This is a genomic window from Hymenobacter rigui, assembly GCF_003944715.1.
GTDB lineage: Bacteria > Bacteroidota > Bacteroidia > Cytophagales > Hymenobacteraceae > Hymenobacter > Hymenobacter rigui.
The window spans coordinates 129436-151553 of sequence record NZ_RWIT01000004.1; the positions used below are offsets into that span (position 1 = coordinate 129436).

At 57.6% G+C, this 22118-nt stretch carries 19 protein-coding genes; 8 read left to right on the forward strand and 11 right to left on the reverse strand.

Translation table 11 applies throughout. From position 1 onward, the window contains the following. Window positions 1–9: 9 nt before the first annotated feature. The 3 genes from EI291_RS09630 to EI291_RS09640 all read right to left on the reverse strand — a co-directional run bounded on the left by EI291_RS09630 (window position 10) and on the right by EI291_RS09640 (window position 1737). Window positions 10–471 carry a hypothetical protein gene (locus EI291_RS09630; RefSeq protein WP_125419605.1) on the reverse strand — a complete coding sequence of 154 codons (462 nt, stop codon included), beginning with the start codon at window positions 469–471 and terminating at the stop codon, window positions 10–12. Between the two features lie 108 nt (window positions 472–579). Further along, window positions 580–1158, reverse strand: coding sequence for a 2'-5' RNA ligase family protein (locus tag EI291_RS09635; protein WP_125419606.1), 579 nt, complete (start codon window positions 1156–1158; stop codon window positions 580–582). A gap of 24 nt (window positions 1159–1182) precedes the next feature. Continuing rightward, window positions 1183–1737, reverse strand: coding sequence for a DUF1572 family protein (locus EI291_RS09640; protein ID WP_125419607.1), 555 nt, complete (start codon window positions 1735–1737; stop codon window positions 1183–1185). A gap of 127 nt (window positions 1738–1864) precedes the next feature. Here EI291_RS09640 and EI291_RS09645 point away from each other — a divergent pair, with 127 nt between their 5' ends. Beyond that, window positions 1865–4015 (forward strand): AsmA family protein, encoded by a 2151-nt coding sequence (locus tag EI291_RS09645; RefSeq protein ID WP_125419608.1) that lies wholly within the window; start codon window positions 1865–1867, stop codon window positions 4013–4015. A gap of 78 nt (window positions 4016–4093) precedes the next feature. Here EI291_RS09645 and EI291_RS09650 read toward each other — a convergent pair whose 3' ends face one another. Next, on the reverse strand, window positions 4094–5104 hold the full coding sequence (locus tag EI291_RS09650) for an SMP-30/gluconolactonase/LRE family protein (RefSeq protein ID WP_125419609.1): 1011 nt from the start codon (window positions 5102–5104) through the stop codon (window positions 4094–4096). Between the two features lie 87 nt (window positions 5105–5191). Further along, on the reverse strand, window positions 5192–5602 hold the full coding sequence (locus tag EI291_RS09655) for a hypothetical protein (RefSeq protein WP_125419610.1): 411 nt from the start codon (window positions 5600–5602) through the stop codon (window positions 5192–5194). 226 nt (window positions 5603–5828) lie between these two features. On the opposite strand from EI291_RS09655, the gene EI291_RS09660 reads away from it, so the two are divergent. Beyond that, window positions 5829–7469 (forward strand): amidase, encoded by a 1641-nt coding sequence (locus tag EI291_RS09660; RefSeq protein WP_125419611.1) that lies wholly within the window; start codon window positions 5829–5831, stop codon window positions 7467–7469. Window positions 7470–7638: 169 nt separating this feature from the next. Here EI291_RS09660 and EI291_RS09665 read toward each other — a convergent pair whose 3' ends face one another. Continuing rightward, complete coding sequence (locus tag EI291_RS09665) at window positions 7639–8181, reverse strand: hypothetical protein (protein WP_125419612.1); 543 nt, start codon at window positions 8179–8181, stop codon at window positions 7639–7641. A gap of 214 nt (window positions 8182–8395) precedes the next feature. Between EI291_RS09665 and EI291_RS09670 the strand changes: the two genes are divergently transcribed. The 3 genes from EI291_RS09670 (at window position 8396) to katG (ending at window position 14422) form a co-directional block, all read left to right on the forward strand. Further along, window positions 8396–9787: an RNA-binding domain-containing protein gene (locus tag EI291_RS09670; RefSeq protein WP_125419613.1), complete on the forward strand. Its 1392-nt coding sequence runs from the start codon at window positions 8396–8398 to the stop codon at window positions 9785–9787. Between the two features lie 47 nt (window positions 9788–9834). Further along, complete coding sequence (gene abc-f / locus EI291_RS09675) at window positions 9835–11745, forward strand: ribosomal protection-like ABC-F family protein (protein ID WP_125419614.1); 1911 nt, start codon at window positions 9835–9837, stop codon at window positions 11743–11745. A gap of 466 nt (window positions 11746–12211) precedes the next feature. Next, the gene (gene katG / locus EI291_RS09680; RefSeq protein ID WP_240635492.1) at window positions 12212–14422 is read left to right on the forward strand and encodes a catalase/peroxidase HPI; all 2211 of its coding nucleotides are present in this window, start codon (window positions 12212–12214) and stop codon (window positions 14420–14422) included. 133 nt (window positions 14423–14555) lie between these two features. Here katG and EI291_RS09685 read toward each other — a convergent pair whose 3' ends face one another. Both EI291_RS09685 and EI291_RS09690 read right to left on the reverse strand, forming a co-directional pair. Further along, complete coding sequence (locus EI291_RS09685) at window positions 14556–15014, reverse strand: MarR family winged helix-turn-helix transcriptional regulator (RefSeq protein ID WP_125419616.1); 459 nt, start codon at window positions 15012–15014, stop codon at window positions 14556–14558. Between the two features lie 18 nt (window positions 15015–15032). Beyond that, window positions 15033–15392, reverse strand: a complete 360-nt coding sequence (locus EI291_RS09690; RefSeq protein WP_125419617.1) for a VOC family protein — start codon at window positions 15390–15392, stop codon at window positions 15033–15035. A gap of 251 nt (window positions 15393–15643) precedes the next feature. Between EI291_RS09690 and EI291_RS09695 the strand changes: the two genes are divergently transcribed. Beyond that, the gene (locus EI291_RS09695) at window positions 15644–16990 is read left to right on the forward strand and encodes a type IX secretion system plug protein (RefSeq protein WP_125419618.1); all 1347 of its coding nucleotides are present in this window, start codon (window positions 15644–15646) and stop codon (window positions 16988–16990) included. Window positions 16991–17057: 67 nt separating this feature from the next. Here EI291_RS09695 and EI291_RS09700 read toward each other — a convergent pair whose 3' ends face one another. Next, window positions 17058–18008 carry a hypothetical protein gene (locus EI291_RS09700; protein WP_125419619.1) on the reverse strand — a complete coding sequence of 317 codons (951 nt, stop codon included), beginning with the start codon at window positions 18006–18008 and terminating at the stop codon, window positions 17058–17060. A gap of 208 nt (window positions 18009–18216) precedes the next feature. Between EI291_RS09700 and EI291_RS09705 the strand changes: the two genes are divergently transcribed. Both EI291_RS09705 and EI291_RS09710 read left to right on the forward strand, forming a co-directional pair. Next, window positions 18217–19506 carry a cation:proton antiporter gene (locus EI291_RS09705; protein WP_125419620.1) on the forward strand — a complete coding sequence of 430 codons (1290 nt, stop codon included), beginning with the start codon at window positions 18217–18219 and terminating at the stop codon, window positions 19504–19506. Between the two features lie 97 nt (window positions 19507–19603). Beyond that, window positions 19604–21043: a M48 family metalloprotease gene (locus tag EI291_RS09710; RefSeq protein WP_125419621.1), complete on the forward strand. Its 1440-nt coding sequence runs from the start codon at window positions 19604–19606 to the stop codon at window positions 21041–21043. Here EI291_RS09710 and EI291_RS09715 read toward each other — a convergent pair whose 3' ends face one another. Next, a complete protein-coding gene (locus tag EI291_RS09715) occupies window positions 21044–21667 on the reverse strand; it encodes a hypothetical protein (protein ID WP_125419622.1) in 624 nt (207 codons plus the stop codon). It lies immediately after the preceding gene. A gap of 84 nt (window positions 21668–21751) precedes the next feature. Continuing rightward, on the reverse strand, window positions 21752–21961 hold the full coding sequence (locus tag EI291_RS09720) for an alkylphosphonate utilization protein (protein WP_125419623.1): 210 nt from the start codon (window positions 21959–21961) through the stop codon (window positions 21752–21754). Between the last annotated feature and the right edge of the window lie 157 nt (window positions 21962–22118).

Sequence of the window (22118 nt, forward strand, 5' to 3'; positions counted from 1 at the left end):
AATGCCAGATTATGTGTGGAAAAGGGGGCGCGCAGGATTCCAGATGCCCCACGGAATCATAATCAAAACAAGGATAAGTGCAATTAAAAACCAAGTAAATGCCTTCTTGTGCTTGAGTACCGGGTCGGTGGCTTTCTTGGACAGCGTGCGGCCCACCTGGGCGGCAATTACGGCCAACAGCATGCCTACCAAGTGCTCTACGGCAAAGAAGCGGCCGGTGGGGTCCTTCATTACGGCGCTGCCGGCGGTTTCAAAGGCTTTCACCCCTACCGGGCTGATGAAGTAAAGAATAATACCCAGCAGCAGCTGCAGGTGCATGGAGCCTACAAAGGCGGCACCCATGCCATTATCGGCCCCCACAAACGGCTTGCGGCCCTGCCAGCCCGAAAAGGCCCGGAAAATAGCAATAAGGCCGAAGAGGAGGACGAGCCAGCGTGTCCAGGAGTGCAGCAGCAGTACAGTTTGGTACATGAAACAGAAACGGTGAGATGATGAAAAGGAGGCGGTAAAGGTAGCAGGGGTTACGGATTATTGGCCGGGGCGGGGCCGCAGCTGGGGTGGACCCGGCCCCGCCCGCTGCTAGCCGGCCGCTTTGAACAGGGAGGGAACCGGCTCATGCTTATGGCCTTCGAAGGTGAAAATCTTCTCGGGTACAAACTGTTCCTCTTCCTGCCGCAGAATAGCCAGATTGTTGATGGAGAGCTTCAGATTGAAGGTCTGCTGATTGAGATACTGCATCACGGGGCCCAGCAGCTCGGGCGTGGTATCGTGCAGGGCCAGGGAAATATGCGGTAGCCAGCAGTCGGGCCCGCTGAACTTGTCGGTGCGCAGGCACAGGGGGGCGGTAGCCCGCAGAATACGCCGGTGCAGATGGTTGAGCGCATCGGAACGCAGCACCGGAATGTAAATCACCGGGTTGGGCCCCGGAAATACGCCCAGGCCGGTGGTGTGGGCCGCAAACGGCTGCGTGTGGCGCGCCACATCCCGGATTACCTGCTTGAGAGCCGAAAGCTTGCGCACTCCGGCCAGCTGGTAGGTAATGTGCGGATCGGGCGTGGCCTGTACATCATCCAGCCCAAACTCAGTTTCCAGGCTTTTAATGAGCCGGTTGATCCGGTCCGCGTTCTGCGAATTCAGAAGAGACGTTATTGCAAGCATCGGATAAGTAACTGTAAGCACGTGCTATTGGTTGGCCTGCGCCTGCATACGTGCGTTGAAGTTTTCGCTCTGGCCCCGGGCAATGCTCAGCGTTTGCCACTCGGCGCCGCGCTGCTCCCGGGCCAGCTGCACAATCTGGCCCACGTGGTAGGCATAGTGCGCCACCTGCCGTTGCAGGGCCCCCAGCACCGTGTGCGCCTCCCCCCGGATGTACACCGTGCGCAGCAAATCGGTGGGCTGCAGGCCGTCGAGCAATTCAAACAATATATGCCAGGCCGCTTCCCACTGTGCCGGCAGTTCTGCGGCCGTAGCGGGCTGCTCAAACTCCTGGTCACGGTTGCGGGTCGGCTTCTCTCCGTCAGTGGTCAGGAAGTCGGTGAAGCGGGAGCGGAGGTTGCCCACCATATGTTGCACAATAACGGCTATGCTGTTGCCGTAAGCCGAGGGAGCCGCCAGCCAGTCGGCCGGGCTGAGCTGGGCCAGGGCCCGGTCGGCTAAAGTTTTATAGCTGTGAAACGAATGGCTGATGGCAGCCAGCGCGGCAGCGGCTGGGTCGTTGGAAGGCAGGGGCAGCGTCATAAAAAGGGAAATATGAGCAGTAACGACGGTAGCGAAGGTAGGAGTTATGCGCGTATTCCGGTTGGCCTTCAAGCCAGGAATATGCCGCCGGGTAATCTTTACCGGCGGTGCCTGCGTAAGCGGTGCCGTGCCCTCTGCTGCTGCCTCCGCTCTTACCGTTACCTCTGCTCCACGGCACCACTGGGGCCGTTGGCTGGTCATAGGCATTCTGCTACTCGCAGTACTTGGCTGGGCCGGTCTTACGTTCTGGCTCGACCCCTGGCTGCAACGCACGGCCGAGCAGCAGGTTCGCACCGTCAGTCATGGTCGCTACCAGCTGCGAATCGGCCGGCTCCGCACGCACTTGTGGCCCTTAGGAGCCGAGGCCCGGAACATCCATCTGCGCACCGTGGCGTCCACACCCGACTCGCTGAAGCTGCCCCGCGTGGAGCTGGCGGTGCGCCGGCTCCGCATTGCCGGGGTAAGCTGGGGAGCTTTGCTACGCCGCTCCGAGGTGCCCGTGGATAGTATTGCGCTTGACTCAGCAACAGTACAATTGAGCCGCCTGCCGGCCGGCGTGGGAGCTGAGCCGCTGTATCGGCGGCTGCCGGTTGCGGGGCTGCGTATTGGCCGGGTTGGCATCCGGCACCTGCGGGTCCGCTACGGGCCGGCCTCCCGGCCCGTTCTGCAGGTAGCGGATGCTTCCTTGGAAAGCCAGGATATCCGCCTGAGGGCGGCCGGGGCTGCTGATTCGGGCCGTATTGGCTACGCGGGCAGCGTGGCGGCGGTAGTGCGTGGCGTGCTGGCGCAGGTGCCCGGGCACACCATCGGGCTGCGGCAGCTACGGGCTTCCTCCACGGCGCGCCGGCTGTTGCTGGATTCGTTGCTTATTCATCCGCATCAGCCCATCACGGCCCGGCGCAGCCCCGTTATCCGGGTAAGCCTGACGGTGCCCCGACTGGCCCTGACGGGGGTGGATGGGGCTCAACTGACCCGCCGCCGGTTTCAGGCCGATTCGCTGCAGGTAACCTCCCCCCGGCTGGCTTTTACACTGCCCGCCCAAAAACCACCCAGCCTGCACGAAGTGCTGAAACTCTACCTGCAGGTGTGCCGGTTGCAGACGATTGCCGTCAGCGACGGGAGTGTGCGCGTAGCCGGTACCGAGCTGGCCCCGGCCGTAGCCGACGTACAGCTTCGGGGCACAACCATCCAGATACTGCCGCACCCAAGCCGGCCAGTGGGCATGTACTACGCCCGCCGGTGGCAGCTGCAAACCGGCCGGGCTACGGCTACGCTCAACGCGCCGTATTATCACCTGTCGTGGCAGGTGCTACGGGCCGATACCCGCGCCGGTCAGCTGCAACTTACCGACGTGTTGGTGCTGCCCACTATGTCGGTGGTGGAGCTGGCCCGTCGCAAAGGGCACCAGGCCGCTCACGTATCGGTCCGGCTGCCGGAGATGGAATTGATGGGCTTCGATTACCCGGCTGCAATTAACCGGGCCGAGCTGCGGGCAACCACGCTGGCCATCCGAAACGCCCGCGTCAGCACCCGCAGCGACGGACGCTTTCCAATTAACCCGGCTATTTCCAGGGTAACGCCCGAGGCTTTGGGCCGGGTGCCGTTCCGGTTTGCCGTGCGGCAGCTGCAGGTCAGTCAGGCCACGCTTACCATGATTTACCGTGCGCCCCGGCAGGCCGGGCCCGGCACCATGCAGATTACCCGGTTCGGCGGTACGCTCCGCAACCTCAGCAACGACCCCGCCCGCATGAATGCCGCGCACCCCCTCACCGGCGAAGCTACCGGCTGGCTGCAGAACCAATGCCGGGCCCGGCTGGTACTCCGGGCAAACCTGCTGGACCCTAGTGGCTACCACACCATCAGGGGCACGTTCGGGGCTGCCCCGTTGGCTATTCTCAACTCCATGACGGTACCCACGCGCGGTTTGCGGTTCCGGAGCGGCCAGATTCAGCAGATTCGCTTCCGGATGACGCTGGATAAGACTGCCGCCCGGGGCACCATGTGGGGCCGGTACAGCGACCTGAAGCTGGAGCGCCTGAACCGCCAGAACCGGCCGGGTGTATTCCACCGCATTGAAACCACGCTGATCAATGGGCTGGCAATCCGGGACAACAACCCCCGGAAGCCAGGTAAAGCCCTCGAAACCGGTACTGTCCTCTCGGATCGGGAGCGGCGCTATTCCGTGTTTTCACTGTGGCGGCAGGGGCTGGTAAGCGGATTGCTCAACAGTGCCGGTGTGCCGCGTATCCTCTCCAAAAAACTCAGCGAAGCCGAATAGCTAGGCGCCAAAAAGCGGTGCTAAGCCGATTCAGAATTGGCTTAGCACCGCTTTGTAGCGCCTGGCTATGTGGTTCAACTAGAATTTTACCCGGGCAATGGTGAATACCGAAACCGGTGGGTTCTGGTTGGCCTGCAGCGCATTCAGGTTGGAGTAAAGCACGTAGCTGTCGGCGCCCTCGCGGCGGGCCAGGGTGGTGGGGTATTGCGGCGGCGTGCTGAAAATGCCCGATACCGTTGCGGAAGTCCAGCCATCGGCCGAAACCAAGCGGTTCACTTTGGCCTGGGCATTGGTGACTACCTGCAAAGTGATGTTATCTTGAAGCAGCAGGCCATCGGCCCCGGTGAGGGCCTGGGGCAGCGTTACTTTGGTGAAAGCAGTGGGATTGGTGAGGGGAATTTTGAACAGCGCGCCTTCATCGGATTTGGCTACCAGCAGATAGCCGCCAGGATGATAGACAATGCCGTTCAGCCCGAACATGCCAGCCGGAGCCGCCAGTTGGGTATTTTCCAGGAATATGGTGGCTGTACCCTGGGCGTCAACTTTGTAGATAATGGGCGAGAAGCTGTCGGTGATATAGGCATTGCCTTGGTCATCCACCGCAATATCATTGGCAAAATGGTTCTGGGTCGGCCGCAGTCCGCCGAGGTTAACGTAGGTCGTACGCTGGCCGGAGGTGAGGTTGAAAATGGCCAGCCCGGCCAGTTTGCGCTGGGTAGCCGCGGTGGTGCGGGTGGTGTTGTAGCCGGGGTCGGACACGGCCACCAGCAGCCGGTTACGGCCCTCGTCCACACGCATGCCGATGGTAGAAATCAGCGCCGGGTCATCGGCAAATTGCGTGTAGGTGCCATCATCGGTTACCTGGCCCACGGCCCCCCGGGTTTGAGAGCTGACCAGAAAGCGGCTGCGGGAGGCATCGTACTGCACTCCTTCCGGATACAATCCCGCCTGGGTAAAGGCCACGGCGTCTGGCAGGGCGGGAGTGGAAGTGACGGTGTCGTCATCGTCGGAGCAGGCCGTAACGAGCAAGGCTGCGGAAACGGCAGCTACAAAAAAGCCGGTCCGGGCCGGCAGCGTGGGGAAATGCATAAACAGGGGGCGTTATGGAATACGTATCCGGATACGTGCGCTTCGCCTGCCGGGGTTAGTGCATAATTCAGCCGCTGCGGTCCCGCCCTACACCCCGGGCGACACATGCTGCCGCAGCAGCCAGTTGTAGGCGTTGGCTACATCATCAAAGGAGGCGACGGTAGGATTGGATAAGTACTGCACAATGGCTTCCGTGGCCTGCCGCTCCGGAAATACCGGCGCGTATACCCACGCCAGGTACCGCAGGCCCGCCGTGTGCATCTCCCGCAGCCAGTTAAGGCTCCACTCGGTGAGGTAAACGGAGGTGTATGTAATGTTGGAGTTGTCGTTCAGGATTTTGGCGGCGGGCCGCAGCCGCATGGCCTCCAGCATCAGCAGGCACCCCTGCCTCGACGAGGCAGAGTCATGCACGCCCTGCCAGTTCACATACTGCCATTGCAAATCATGGTCGTAGCTGATGCTAATGCCTGGTTGTTCTAGGATAAGTTCAAGTTGCATGAATAAACTACTATAGGCAGTGTGGGTGGTAAAAGCAGAGCAGCAGAGCGAAACAAGGGTAATTAAGCATGAGCTTACGGATAAATAGCTGCTTCGATGTCTGATAATTCTGCTAAACGCTGCTGATTATACGTAGCAACACGTATTTGGCTGATTGAAGTACTTACGGGGCAAGCTTTTTATTGGATTACTTCTCCAGTACCTTGAAATGCCAAACCCACTTTCTATGAACCGCCGACTCTTTCTGCGCAACGGCTCCCTCGCCGGCCTCGCCCTTTCCACCGTTTCCCTCGCCGCCTGCTCCACTACCCCCGATAAGTCCGACCAGCCCGCCACTACGGCCGCCGATGAAGCCGCCGGCCCCGATACCAGCTTCGAACTGCACGAAGCCACCGTGGCCGATTTGCAGGAAAAAATGAAAAGCGGCCAGCTCACGGCCCGCCGCATCACGGAGCTCTACCTGCAGCGCATCGAGCAGATTGACAAAGCCGGCCCGAAACTCCACGCCGTGCTGGAAACCAACCCCGACGCCCTCAAACTGGCCGATCAGCTGGATGAGGAGCGCAAAAACGGCAAGCTGCGCGGCCCTTTGCACGGCATTCCAGTGCTGATTAAGGACAACATCGATACCGCCGACCAGCAGCAGACTACCGCTGGCTCCCTGGCTTTAGCCGGCCACAAGGCCTCGCAGGATGCCTTTATTGTGCAGAAGCTGCGGGCGGCCGGGGCCATTATACTGGGCAAAACCAACCTGAGCGAGTGGGCCAACTTCCGCTCCACGCGCAGCACCAGCGGCTGGAGCAGCCGCGGCGGTCAAACCAAAAACCCCTACATCCTCGACCGCACGCCCAGCGGCTCCAGCTCCGGCTCGGGTGCGGCGGCGGCGGCCAACCTCTGCGCCCTGGCCATCGGCACCGAAACCGACGGCTCCATCGTGTCGCCGGCCTCGTGCTGCGGGCTGGTGGGCCTGAAGCCCACCGTGGGCCTGTGGAGCCGGGCGGGAATCATTCCTATTTCGGCCACTCAGGACACGGCCGGCCCCATGACCCGCACCGTCCGCGACGCGGCCGTGCTGCTGAGCGCGCTGGCCGGCGCGGATGCCCGGGACGCCGTAACCAAGGAAAGCACCGGCAAAATTCAGCCCGACTACACGAAGTTTCTGGTGGCCGATGGCCTCAAAGGCAAGCGCCTGGGCGTGGAAAAAGCCCACCTTACGGGCTCTTCCGATGCCGTGCCGCTTCTGAAAGCCGCCCTGGAAGTGCTCAAAGCCCAGGGAGCTATCATCGTGGAGGTGGAGGTGGAAAAGCTCACCGATCCGCTGGGCCAGGCCGAGTACGATGTGCTGCTCTATGAGTTCAAGGACGGCGTGAATAAGTACTTGGCCACGGCCGGGGCCGGCGTAAAAACCCTCACCGATGTCATCCGCTTCAACACCGAAAACAAGCCCAAGGCCATGCCATTCTTCCAGCAGGAAATCCTGGAAGATTCCAACAAGCTGGAAGGCCTCAGCAGCCCTAAATACCAGGCCGCCCTGCGTAAGTCGCACGACGGGGCTAAAGCCGCCCTGGATGGTGTACTGCGCCAGGAAAAGCTGGATGGCATAGTGGCTGTAACCAACGCCCCCGCCCGCTGCATCGACCTGATTAACGGCGACTCGGGCGGCGGACCGGGCTTTTCCTCCCCGGCGGCTATGGCGGGCTACCCGCACATTACGGTGCCTATGGGGCAGGTGCATGGCCTGCCAGTAGGCCTCTCCTTCGTGAGCGGAGCCTACCAGGAAGGGCCCTTGCTGACGCTGGCCTACGCCTATGAGCAGGCGTCAAAGAAGCGTATGGCTCCGGAGTTCAAAGCCCCCTTTGTAGGCTAGTATCACCGGCTTTTGTAACACCTCATAACCCACGAAAACGCCTGAAACGCGGTGTCCTAACGAGAGTCAATTTCTCCGGGACGCCGCGTTTCAGGTATTTTCATGGGTTATCAAGGCCAGGCCTCGCCTGGGTGCATAGTCGCTGTGGGGCGGACCGGTCTGTCGGTGGCTACGGCACAAACTGTTCCGTGAGGCTCACTACTTCGCCCTGCCGGGTTTCCACTACAAACGGCGCGTATTTCAGCGAGGCGGGCGGGGTGGCCAGTACCTGGGCCGGGGCCAGCGGACGTTGTGCCAGCCCGTTGCCCCCGTTCTGCCAGAACCGGAACGTGGCCCCGTTACGCAGCGGCAGGGTGCGCTCCTTCTTATTTTCGTTTACGATGTAGTAGTCGTTGGGCACCGAGTACACCGTGTCGCCGTTCTGCACCTCTGCAATGGCGTCGCCGCGGCGCTGGGCGGCGGCCACGGCATCGGGGCCCTTCAGGAACTGCACGTAGTCGAGCACGGCGTAGTAGCGGCCTTTCTGCTCGTAGAAGCGGCGCACGTAGGCGTGGCCCCGGCCTGTATTACCCACTTTCTCGGTGGTCGACTGCTCGCCCTCCAGCTCTGTCAGGTTCTGGTCGCGGGATTCGGCCACGGAGCCTTCCTGCTCCGTGGAGCGGCAGGCGGCGAAAGTAAGAAGCAGGGCAACGGGAAGCAGGCGGCGGTTCATGCGGCAGGAGTAGGGGAGAGGTTCAGCCCGCAAGATACAGGGCGAACCGGCCGCTACCAGCTACGCGGCAAGTTGTGTATGCCCGGCCTGCTTCCGGTAGTCACGTTGCCGGAGCGGCAGATGGGCAGAGCGGGGGTGTTTGAGGTTGTGTGAAAAATTTGCAATCAATAATATATGGTATATATTTGTTGTTAAATAATAAAAAAATAAGAATATGTTTGAGGAAATTTCTGTGAGTCAGGCGGAGCTAAATGTAATACTTTCTAAAAAAGAAAGTTATATTCTGGATTTTAAAAGCAAAAGAATAGATGCAGGGAAATTGCAAAATCATTTTGTTGCTTTTGCAAATTCTGATGGAGGAGACTTATATATTGGTATAGAGGAGTTAAAATCTCAGGGAAATTTATTTAGAGTGGATGGATTCTCTAATGCAGAGGAGGCTAATCAAATGTTATATCAGCTGCTTCAAGATACTGAACCTGCTGTTGAAGGAGTTGTGGCTGAATTCTTGATTACCTTAAATCAAGAATATATATTGCATATTGTTGTTCCTAAATCTGATAAGGTTCATTATAATTCTAAAGGAGAGTGTTTTGTTAGATTAAATGCACAATCTGTTAAAATAAAAGGCGAGAAGATAGTTAAGTTAGCATATGCAAAAGGTTTTTATCGGTACGAGGATACAGGGGTAGAGGGAGTAGATATTGAAGATATTACAAGCTCTAAATTTTTACAAGATTATCTAAGTAACGTTAATAGTTTGCAAGATCCTATTAAATTTTTAAAAAGAAATAGACTTTTAAAAGATGAAAAAAAATCCAAAATAACTGTTGCAGCTGCACTGCTTTTCGATGAGCAGCCTCAGGAAATACTTTCAACTAAATGTGGTATTAAAATTATAAGAATGCAAACTACTTCCAAGGATTATAAAAGGCAACAGCTGTCTGGTATAGATGTTGTAAATGGTCCTATTGAAATAATGGCAAAAGATTCTGAAGAGAGAATTTTTGAAATTATTAAAAATAGTACATTCATGATTAACGGAGGTGAGGTTGAGGTTGCATATCCTGTCGAAACAGTGCATGAAATACTAGTAAATGCTATACTTCACAGAGACTATAGTATAGCTGATGATATTCATGTGACTATATATGATGATAGAATTGAAATTAAGTCACCTGGTAGATTGCCAGGTAATGTTACTATTGATAATATATTGGATGCTCACTTTTCTAGGAATCCTAATATTGTTCGTATAATTAATAAACTTCCAAATCCTATAAATCATGATTTAGGTGAAGGATTAAATACTGCTTTTAAAGCAATGCAAAGTATTGGCTTAGTAAGACCAATAATAGAGGAAATTGATAACAATGTTTTGGTTACTATTTCGCATGAAAAGTTAAAATCTTATGAAGATCAAATAATGGCATATCTTGAGAATAATGAATGGGTTTCTAATAAAGTCGCAAGAAATATTACAGGAGAGGGTTCTGAGAATAAAATAAAAAGAATCCTTCAGAACCTTAGAAAGGCAAATAGAATTGAAGTTGAGGATCCAAATGTAGCTCGTGCGAAATTGCGTTATATCAAGAAAAGAGATTAAAATCTAGAAACGTCCTACCTTTGCGGCTTCAAGCCCCGCAAAGTAGGATGATTTCCATTACCGACCTCGATTTTCACTTCGGCTCCCGTACGCTCTACGATAAGGCCAACCTGCACATCAAACCTAAGGATAAGATTGGCCTGATCGGGCTGAACGGCCGGGGCAAATCCACGCTGCTGCGCATTCTGGTGGGCGAGTACAAGCCCGACGGCGGCAGCATCTCGATGAGCAAGGACGTGAGCCTGGGCTTCCTGAACCAGGATTTGCTCTCGTACGACTCGCACGAGTCCATTCTGGTGGTGGCCATGCAGGCCTTTGGCGAGGCGCTGGATATTCAGAAGAAGATTGACGAGGTACTGCTGGAGTTCGAAACCAACTACACCGACGATTTGGTGGAGAAACTGGCCGACCTGCAGGAACGGTTCGAAGCGCTGGGCGGCTACACCATGCAGGCCCGCACCGAGGAAATCCTGGAAGGCCTGGGCTTTACCACCGAGGAGCTGCAGCGCCCCCTGAAGTTGTTCTCGGGGGGCTGGCGCATGCGCGTGATGCTGGCCAAAATCCTGCTCCAGCAACCCTCCCTGCTGCTGCTCGACGAACCGACCAACCACTTGGACTTGCCCTCCATCAAGTGGATTGAGAACTACCTGGCCGGCTACGAAGGGGCCGTTATCATTGTGAGCCACGACCGGGAATTCCTGGACCGCACCACCAACACCACCGTGGAGGTAACCGGCGGCAAGCTGATTCCCTACGCCGGCAACTACTCCTTCTACCTCGAAGAAAAGGAGGAGCGCAACGCCATTCAGAAGGGCGCGTTCGAAAACCAGCAGGCCCAGATCCGGCAGGCTGAGCGGTTTATTGAGCGGTTTAAGGCCAAAGCCTCGAAAGCCAAGCAGGCCCAGAGCCGTGTGAAGGCCCTCGACAAGCTGGAGCGCATTGAGGACGTGGCCGCCGATGATGCCCGCGTGAACATCAAGTTCAACTTCACCGTGACGCCCGGCCGCCACATCCTGCGCATGGAGCACGTGGGCAAGAAGTACGGCGAGAAAATCATCTTCCGCGACACGCACGTGCACATCGAGCGGGGCGACAAAATTGCCCTCATCGGGGCCAACGGCAAGGGCAAATCCACGCTGATGCGGCTAGTAGCGGGGCAGGAGGCCCCCACCAACGGCAACCACCAACTGGGCCACAACGTGATTATGTCGTTCTACGCTCAGCACCAGCTGGAAAGCCTGCGCATCGAAAACGAGATTCTGCAGGAGATGGTAGAGGCCGGCTCCAAGCGCACCGAAATGGAGCTGCGCACCGTGCTGGGCTCCTTCCTGTTCACCGGCGACGAGGTGTACAAGAAAATCAAGGTGCTTTCGGGCGGCGAGAAAAGTCGCGTGGCCCTGGCCAAAACCCTGATTTCGGAGGCCAACTTCCTGCTGCTCGACGAACCGACCAACCACCTAGACATGCAGTCGGTGAACATCCTGATCCAGGCCCTCGACCAGTACCAGGGTACCTACATCGTGATTAGCCACGACCGGTTCTTCGTAGAGAACGTGGCCAACAAGATCTGGTACATTGAGGACTACCAGCTGAAGGAGTACCCCGGCACCTACGCCGAGTACGAGCAGTGGCAGGAGGACCGGGAGAAGGCTGCCAAGAAAGCCGGCCTGCCCTCACCTTCGGCCCCCAAACCCCTGCCGAAGGAGGAGAAGAAGGTAGAAGCCGCGCCCGCCAAAACCCCTTCGCCCGACCAGAAAAAGGCCTTGAAGGAGCTGGCCGAAGTGGAAAAGAAGATTGACGAGCGGGAAAAGGAGCTGGCCCAGTACGAGGCCCAGCTGGCTGACCCCCAGATCTACCAGAACGCCGCCCAGCTCAAGGATACCACCCTCAAGTTTGAGCAGGTGAAAAAGGAGCTGGCCCAGCTCAACGACCGGTGGGAAATGCTGGCTGAAATGTAGTCGGCTGATTACCCGAACTAGAAAGCCCCGTCAGATGCTTCGGCATCTGACGGGGCTTTTTTTTGTGTCTGGGGTAGAAGGCGTGTCGGCTAAAAGTCCGTCATCCTGAGCCCCACGAAGCATCTCTACCGCTTCATTGCACGGTTCGGGCAAAGTGGTATGCTGGCTTCCTGCCAAATCTCACGCAACCTATATAGCCACAATCTGCGACCTTTTACCGCCTGCAGGCAAACATTCACAACGATATTTTGTCTTTCTACATAAGAATGATTCTTATCTGGAAGGCGTTCTTTACTTTTGAGCCCGATACCGAAACGCCTGTTTTAAGGCCGGACGGAAAGTCCCGCCGATGGCGGGCGGCAAATAACCGGAGTCTTTCAGCAGTACGTTCAAAACCATCCTAACCCAACCCATGGCGCACGAACAAAAGGGGCACGCCCCCGAAAACAACACCACCGAGTACTTCATGAACGACACTTCCGTGGCGAAGTGTCCCTTCCTGAACGGGGAGCTGAAGCAGGTGGCCGGCAGCGGCACCCGCAACCGCGACTGGTGGCCCAATCAGCTCCGCCTCAACATCCTGCGGCAGCACTCCACGCTGTCGGACCCGATGGACCCGGACTTCAACTACGTGGAAGAGTTCAAGAAGCTCGACCTGAACGCCGTGAAGCAGGACCTGTTCGAGCTGATGACCACCTCCCAGGACTGGTGGCCCGCCGACTACGGCCACTACGGCCCGTTCTTTATCCGCATGGCCTGGCACTCGGCCGGCACGTACCGCATTGCCGACGGCCGCGGTGGCGCCGGCTCGGGCATGCAGCGCTTCGCCCCGCTCAACAGCTGGCCCGACAACGCCAACCTCGACAAGGCCCGCCTGCTGCTGTGGCCCGTGAAGCAGAAATACGGCCGCCAGATTTCTTGGGCCGACCTCATGATTCTGGCCGGCAACTGCGCCTTGGAGTCGATGGGCTTCAAGCCGTTCGGCTACTCCGGTGGCCGCGCCGACGTGTGGGAGCCGCTGGACGAAATCTACTGGGGCTCGGAGAAGGAGTGGCTCGGCGGCGACCTGCGCTACTCCGGCGACCGGCAGCTGGAAAAGCCGCTGGCGGCCGTGCAGATGGGCCTCATCTACGTGAACCCCGAAGGCCCCAACGGTAACCCCGACCCCATGGGCTCGGCCCGCGACATCCGCGAAACCTTCGCCCGCATGGCCATGAACGACGAGGAAACCGTGGCCCTGATTGCCGGCGGCCACACCTTCGGCAAAACCCACGGTGCCGCCGACCCCGCCAAGTACGTGAAGCACGAGCCCGCCGCCGCCGGTATTGCCGAGCAGGGCCAGGGCTGGCAGAACTCCTACGGTACCGGCAACGGCGGCGACACCATCACCAGCGGCCTGGAAGGTGCCTGGACCTCCACGCCCGCACAGTGGAGCCACGACTACTTCAAGTTTCTGTTTGAGTTTGAGTGGGAGCTGACCAAAAGCCCCGCCGGAGCCCACCAGTGGCGCCCCAAAAACAACGCCGGCGAAGGCCTGATTCCGGACGCGCACGACCCCGAGAAGAAGCACGCGCCGTTCATGCTCACTTCCGACCTGGCCCTGCGCGTAGACCCCATCTACGAGAAGATTTCGCGCCGCTTCCTAGAAAACCCCGAGGAGTTTGCCGATGCCTTCAGCCGCGCCTGGTTTAAGCTCACCCACCGCGACATGGGCCCCATCTCGCGCTACGTAGGCCCCGAGGTGCCCGCCGAGGAGCTGATCTGGCAGGATCCGCTGCCGAAAGCCGACTACGCCCCGATTGACGAGGCCGATGTGGCCGCGCTGAAAAACACGCTGGCCAACTCGGGCCTAACGGTGGCCGAGCTGGTGCGCACGGCCTGGGCCTCGGCCTCCACGTTCCGCGGCTCCGATAAGCGCGGCGGTGCCAACGGGGCCCGCATCCGCCTGATTCCGCAGAAATACTGGACCGCCAACAACCCCGCCGAGCTGGACAAAGTGCTGGATAAGCTCACGGCCATTCAGCAGCAGTTCAACGCCAGCCAGACCGGCGGCAAGCAGGTTTCCCTGGCCGACCTGATTGTGCTGGGTGGTGGTGTCGGCATCGAGCTGGCGGCCCGCGCGGCGGGTCAGTCGGTAGAGGTGCCCTTCGCCCCTGGCCGTACGGATGCTACGCAGGAGCAGACCGACGCCCAGTCGTTTGAGGCCCTGGAGCCCAGCGCCGAAGGCTTCCGCAACTACCTGGCCCAGCACCACGAGGCCGTGGCCGAAGCCATGCTCATCGACCGCGCCCAGCTGCTGACCCTCACGGCCCCCGAAATGACGGTGCTGGTAGGCGGCCTGCGCGTGCTCGATGCCAACTACGACGGCTCGCGCCACGGCGTGTTTACCGACCGTCCCGGCCAGCTCACCAACGACTACTTCGTGAACCTGCTGGACCTGGGCACCACTTGGCGCGCCACCTCCGAGGCCGATGAGCTGTTTGAAGGCCTGGACCGCAAAACCCGCGAAGTGAAGTGGACCGGTACCCGCGTCGACCTCATCTTCGGCTCGAACTCGGAGCTGCGCGCCATTGCCGAAGTGTACGGCACCCACGATGCGGGCGAGAAGTTCCTGCGCGACTTCGTGGCCGCCTGGACCAAGGTAATGAACCTGGACCGCTTCGACCTGCACCGCTAAAACCGGCAAACAGGTAGATAAATAGCAAACCGCCCCACTCGAAGCTTTACGCTTTGGGCGGGGCAGTTTGCGTAAATAGTGTACAGAGCTAATGCATAACATACGCATGCTCACTGAGGATAGGTGCGGCACTCTATTCGTTCATGTTCTGCTTGATCAAGGTAAGCAGAGCTTGATTGAATTGTGGCAAATCGTGCAATGAGCTAAAAAAATCACTATCAGCATTTTCAATAGCTGTCAACGCCTTCTGCAAAACTTCTGAACCTGCCTGAGTCAGGGTGATGATTTTGGCTCTGGTATCGGACGGATGTTCTTGCCGCGTTAGAAACGCTTTTTCTTCTAACGTCCGCAGCACCTTCGATACCATCATTCTGTCGGCATTGCTTTGATTGGCAATATCAATTTGTGTTACGTATTCACTTGTTTTAGCAAGCCATCCTAGGGCTGCTAGCAGAACAAACTGGGTCTGGGTCAATAGCAAAGGATCCAACACCTTCTTCTGCTTGCGTTGCCATAGCATTGTTACCTGACCAACTAAATAGCCAGGGCTCTCATCCGGGCTTTTAAACTGAAATTCAATCTCCCTAGGCATGGTACTGGCATTGAACCCTTATTTCTCATTCAAAAATGTAAGCTTGTAGCCGTCCAAATCCTGAGCGTGAAAAGCCCGGCCGAAGGGAGTTTCAATGATTGGGCCTAGCGCGGTTAATCCTCTTGTCGCAAGCTCTGCTCTCAGAGAGTCAATCTCTTCTTCAACGGCAAACCAAAGTGCTACACCAACTCCCAACTCTTTGCCCTCGAGTGGCTCGAGAGGTGTGCGTATAGCAAAGCTAGCTTGGCCCTTATTGTACTTGAAGACACAAGCTTGTGGATTGAAGCTTTCAATTTCGAATCCCAATTTCTGAGAATAGAAAGCTTTCGATGCTTCCAGGTCTCTCACTTGCAGTGAGGCAAAAGTCAATGTCATCATAAGGTTGTTGTTAAATTGTTGTCGTAAATATAGTATATGCGACAACAATATGCAAAAAAAAGTATCCATTGCGCTGGTGCATTCAATTGAGCATAGCAGGCTTTAGAAAATGGCTAACACCTGGGTTTTCAACGGCTGCAATAGTGTACATGCTGTTTTGAACCTACTCTACAGCATGTAACTGGGCAGTGATGAAAGGCAGGACAAGGAATAACACTTCAGGATAAGTATCATCCCGTACATTCGCCCTTATGCCTCGTTACTCTCCGCTTCTGTTGCTGCTGGCTACGGCCTGCGTGCCGCTGGGTACGCCCATCACCGACCCCAACGCCGCCCGCCGGCCCGCCACCACTGCGCCCGGCCAGCGCCCCGCTGAGTACTACGCCGACAAAACCCTGCGCTACGAGGACGCCACCTACGACCCCAACGTGCAGACGGTGCAGTGCTACGTGCCCACCGGGCAGGCCAACGAGGTGTTCAATCCGCCGGTGGTAGCACTGGCCGGCGGTGCCATGCCGGTGCTGGAGTTTGATGTGCTGGGCGGGCAGGGGCAGCGCCTCACGGCCAAGCTGGTACACTGTGATTTGAACTGGCAGCCCTCGGTGCTTACCGATATGCAGTTTCTGTCGGAAATCAACGAGCAGAACCTTACCAACTACCGGGCCTCCATCAACACCAAGGTGCCCTACTACCACTATCAGGTGCAGATGCCGCGGGTGAAGCTCTCGGGCAACTACCTGTGGCTGGTGCAGGGGCCGGGTGGGACGCCGCTGCTCAGTCGGCGGGTGCTGGTGTATGAGGAAGGGGCGGTGCAGATTGCCATGAAGCAGGGCATTCCGGTGGCCGGGCAGGAGCGCTACACCCTGCAGCAGGTGGATTTTGGCATTCGTTACACTATGAACCTGCTCAATCCGGCCCAGGAAGTGAAGGTGATTCTGCGTCAGAATTTCCGCTGGGACAATGCGCACTATAACCTGCGGCCCACCTTCGTGCGCGACGCCGAGCGGCAGTTGGACTACCAGTATTTCAACTTCGAAAACGCCTTTCCGGCCCTGAGCGAGTTCCGGTTTTTCGACCTGCGCACGTTCCGGAGCCTGGGCGTGGGGGTGGCCCGCCTCGATGCCGAAGCCTCGCCCCGCACCGCCCTGCTGCAGCCCGAAACCATCCGCAACGGCCAGCGCTACTCCCAGTACGACGACATCAACGGCCAGCGCGTAATTGAGAGCCGCGAATACGGCAACGGCGACACCTACGGCGAGTACCTCGACGTAACCTTCCAGCTTCGCAGCGAGCAGCCGGCCCCCGGCCCCGTATACGTGCTGGGCGCCCTCACCGACTGGCAGCTAAAAGATGAGTTCAAGCTCACCTACGACGCCCCCAATCAGCTGTACACCGGCCACGCGCTGCTGAAACAGGGGTATTACAACTACATCTACGCCACCCGGACGGCCCAGGGTCCGAACAGCGTGCTGTGGGAAGGCAGCCACCAGGAAACCGAAAACCAGTACGACCTGCTGGTGTACTACCGTCCGCCTGGCACTCGTACCGATCTGCTTATTGGTTATCAGCGCCTGGATGTGAACCAGCGCCAACCGTAACCCCTGAAACCAGCGCGGCACCACTAACATAGTGGTGCCGCGCTGGTTTCAGGGCAGGAGGGGAGTGCTACGGGTGGTTCTGCTTGACTACGGTATTATTGTCCCACCCATTCTGTACCACCGTGCTGGATTCGTTGAAGCCGCCCTGGTAGGTAGCGGCCGTATTCCGAATGCCAGTTTGCTGCTGGATGGCCAAACCTTGGTCGTTATCTTGGTCGATGTAGGCCTTGTTTTGGTAGGTAAAAGGCCCACTCTGGGTTTGGTAGGCGCGGTTGTTGTTACCGTTCTGCTCAATAGTGGCCTGGCCTATATTTCTGCCTTGCTGCTGCTCGGCCGTATTGCGGTTACCCACCTGCGTAGCCACGGCCACATTGCCATCAGATGATTGATTCTGCAACAGGCTGTTATCGTTGCCGGTCTGGGTGCCGGTGGCCCGTTGGCCCAGGTCGCGCTGCTTCTGAAGGGACGTATTGCGGTTGCCGGTAGAGGTCAGGTAGGCTTCCTGGCCGGAGCCAAGCTGGTCCTGCGTAGCCATATTGTTGTTGCCGGTTTGCTGGATAGTAGCCGTCAGCACCCGGCCCCGCTGCCGTTGGGTGGCCTCGTTGCTGTTGCCATTCTGCGAGGCGGCAACATTCGCTATACCATCCTGCGTTTGTGAAATAGTGTTGCGGTTACCAATCTGTACGGCTGTGGCCTGACCATACGTCCATGGGCCCAACTGGCTCTGCGTTTGCGTTACGGAATTACGGCTACCCGACTGCAACGAGCCGGCCGTGTACGTGTAACCAGTTTGAGTTTGGGAGGCTGTATTGAGCGTGCCTGCCTGGGCCGCGCCGGCTGTGTTGCTGTACCCCGTCTGCCGGACGGATATTTTGTTCTGGTCACCCGTTTGATAATCGAGGGCCTGGTTGTTGTCGCCCACCTGCTGCACGGTGGTCAGGTTGTTCTGGGCCTGAGCCATAAGGGGCACCAGGCCCGCGGGCAGAACACACGCGGCGGAAAAGAATAGGTTCTTCATACTACAATGGTTTAGTGGTAGATATTGGATAAACCAATTACGATAATAATAACTATAATACAAAATATACTTTATATAATTATAAAATATATAAATGGTGTAAATACTGATTTATGTACACTTGACGCTGACATTGGCATGTACTTTCAAAAAGTAGCGGATGACCAGCCAGAACCGAACTGCGTAAGTAAGACCTTCTCCTCGTTGCATGACGCACTACAACCTTATTCTGGTAGTGCTGGGCGTGGCCATTCTGGCCGTGGCCTGGCTGCCCTCGCTGCTCAAAAAGTACCCGCTGTCGTATCCCATCCTGTTTATCGGGCTGGGCATGCTGGTATTCGGGCTGCCGCTGGGCCTGCCCAACCCCGACCCGGTAGCCAACTCTACTACCACCATGCACCTCACCGAAATCTGCGTGACGGTGGCCCTGACGGGCACGGGGCTCAAGATTGACCGCAAATTTTCCCTGTGGCGCTGGCGGGCTCCGTTGCAGCTGGTACTGGTGCTGATGGTGATTACCATCGGCATTTTCAGCGTGGTAAGCTGGAAGCTGGGCGGACTATCATTGGCCTCGGCGGTGCTGCTGGCCGCCACGCTGGCCCCCACCGACCCCGTACTGGCCGGCGACGTGCAGGTGGGCAAGCCCGGTGAGGGCCGGGAAGACAACGTGCGCTTCGCCCTGACCGGGGAGGCCGGCCTGAATGATGGTCTGGCGTTTCCGTTCGTGCATTTGGCCTTGGTACTGCTGGCTGCCACTTCCGTGCACATCGAGCCGCAGCTGCAGCACTGGGCCGTGTTTGATGTGCTGTACCGCACGGGCATGGGCGTGCTGGCCGGCTGGCTGGCCGGCAAGGCGCTGTCGTTCCTGATTTTTGATCTGCCGCGCCGCGTCAAAATCAATCCCGAAGCGTATGGTTTCGTGGCTTTGGCCGTTACCCTCACGGCCTACGGCGTTACTGAGCTGCTGCACGGCTACGGGTTTCTGGCGGTGTTTGTGGCCTCGGTAACTCTGCGCGCGCATGAGCGCAGCCACGAGTACCACACCGAGATGCACGAGTTTACTGACCAGCTGGAGCGCCTGTTTATCGTGGTGATTCTGCTGCTGTTCGGGGGCGCTATTATCCGGGGGCTGCTGGCTCCGCTTACCTGGCAGGGGGCGGCGCTGGGACTGTTTCTGCTGCTGGTGCTCCGGCCGTTGGGGGGTATCCTCACGCTGGGGCGCAGCCGGGTTACCTGGCCCGAGCGGCTGGTTATTTCCTTTTTTGGCATGCGCGGCATCGGGTCGTTCTTCTACCTAGGCTACGCCTTCCACGAAGCGCATTTTGCCGATGCCCGCCAGATCTGGGCTATTACCGGCTTCACTGTGCTGACTTCCATTGTGCTGCACGGGGCCCTGGCTACACCCGTTATGGATTGGCTGGACCGCAGGCACGGCCGTCCTACCACGGCCGAGCTGGAGGAACAGCCGGAACTGGCTACCGGGCAGCCCCACTCGTAGCCAGCGGCCGGAGAATAGGGTAGGGGTGTAACCTTTCCACCGATGAGGTTCGTTGCAGGCGTGTTACTCCCTCTGTACTCTCTCATCGTTCCCACTCATGCAACTCCTCACCACCTCCGTGCTGGGTGCCTCTACGGCCCTGGCGTTGCTGTTTCCGCTGGCTGATTCGCCGGCCCCCGTCCGGCCCGCGCTGCCCGTGCAGGGTGCCCAGCCCGACCCCGCCGTTATTGCCCAATTTGGCCTGCTCGATAATGCCAAGCTCCAGAACTACATTGACCAGAAAGGGATGCAGATGGGCCGCGTATCCGACCGGCCGGCCGATGTAAAAGGCTTTACCGTCGTCGATTCGCCCATTATCAATGCCTTTGCCACGCCCGATGGGCATGTATACTTTACCCGCGGTATTCTGGCCTACTTCAATGATGAGGCGCAGTTTTCCGGGGTGTTGGGCCACGAAATCGGGCACATTACGGCCCGTCACGGCCAGAAGCAGCAGACCCGCTCCACCATTGCGGGCATCGGCATGATTCTGGGCTCGGTGATTGCGCCGCGCGTGATGCAGTCGGTGGGCGGCGTGGTACAGCAGGGCGTGGGTCTGGGCCTGCTCAAGTACGGCCGCGACGCCGAGAATGAGGCCGACGTGCTGGGCGTGAAATACTCCAGCAAAATCGGCTACGACCCGGCCCACATGGCCGACTTCTTCCTAACCCTGAGCCGCACCGAGCAGCAAAGCGGCGCGGCCGGCGTGCCCACCTTCCTCAGCACCCACCCCAACTCCGCCGACCGGTACCAGCGCGTGAAAAAGCTGGCCGTAACGGCCGAGCAGCAAGCCGGTCGCCAACTATCCATCAACCGGGACCAGTACCTGCGCCTCATCGATGGGCTGGCCTATGGCGACAACCCCCGGGAAGGATACGTGGAAAACAGCGTGTTCTACCACCCCGACCTGAAATTCCAGTTCCCGATTCCGCAGGGCTGGCAGAGCCAGAACACGCCCAGCCAGTTCCAGATGGCCGAACCCAACGGTAAGGCGGCTATCATCCTGCTGCCCGCCGGCAACAAAGGCCTCGATGAAACCGCTCAGGCCTTGGCCCAGCAGCTCAACCTACAAAGCCCCCAGGCCCAGAAAACAACCATCAACGGCTTCCCCGCCATTGCCATCCAGGGCGACCAGGTGGGCCAGGATCAGCAGACCGGCCAGCAGGGCATAACCGCCCGCACGCTCAGCTACCTCATTCAGGATGGCCAAAGTATCTATGCCTTCGTGGGCCTCACTTCACCGGCAGCCTTCGAAACCTACGCGCCCCAGTTTCAGCGCACGGCCCAGGGCTACAAGCGCCTCACCGATGCCGCCAAGCTCAACAAGCAGCCCGAGCGGGTCCGCATCCGTACCGCCAAAGCCGGCCAGACGCTGGCCTCGGCCCTCGCCGCCAACGGCATCCCCAGCAAGCGCTATGAGGAGCTGGCCATCCTCAACGGCATGAAAACCACTGATAAAATGACCAGCGGACAGTTGTTTAAGGTAGTGGGAAAGTAACTATAAAGACTTAAGCCAATAGAAGAGCCGGGACAATACTCCCGGCTCTTTTGGTTTCAAAGTGGTTGGTTTATGAAATGCAGATTCTCTGCGTGATAAATCAATAGAAAGCGGTTTTCCCTCGGAGGAGTAGAGTAAAACCCTGATTTCCTCCCGATGAATACAGGAAAAATGACCGCCAATTGTTTCGATTTCTGTTCGATGTATAACTGTATTCTGTGGCAACTGATAGTAATCCATCGGAAGTATGCCCAACGATTTTCCTGTGCTAATCCACTCTGCAAAACTTGAATAAGCAAATGAATTAGATTCAGCGCCACTTATAATATTTGTTACAGGTTCTGCAGTAGCAATACAGCAGATATTCAGCGGTTCAGTTATTTCTACTGCCAAGTAGGGCCAACTATCTAATTGATGACAGAAATCCTTATTCCAGTGAGAGTCCAATTGGATAACCAATACCAATTGGTCTACTTCTGGTATGAATGTATAGCTCCATACAGAATCATGTAGCGTGATTTGCTCCAATAAATAAGGGAAAGACGTAATAGTTGCTTTGTCCCAAGTGGATGTTCCGTTAATCAAGATTTCTGTTAGCCATTTAGGCAGAGTATCATATTGCATAAGGTAAACTAAACATAAAAAGCGCCCCGGCCGAACCATTCGACCGGGGCGCTTAAGGTACTGGCTGTTGCGGAAAAAACGGCGTTAGGCTTTCTTCACAAACTCAGTTTTGATGACGAGCATACTGCCACCGGCCCGGCCTTCAATTTCGGCGGGCGAGTTGGTGAGGCGGATGTTCTTGACCACCGTACCGCGCTTCAGGGCCTGGGCCATGCCTTTCACCTTGAGGTCTTTGGTGATGGTAACCGAGTCGCCTTCCGCGAGCAGGTTGCCGTTGCTGTCTTTTACGTCCATGAGGTTGGGGAGGGGAGAGGTAGAACGAACGTCATGCTGAGCGGAGCCGGAGGCGTAGTCGAAGCATCTCTACCTCTGGCTAATCACTAAGCATAGCAATGAAGCGGTAGAGATGCTTCGGCAAGCGGACGCCAGATCAAGCATGACGGGCAGGTAT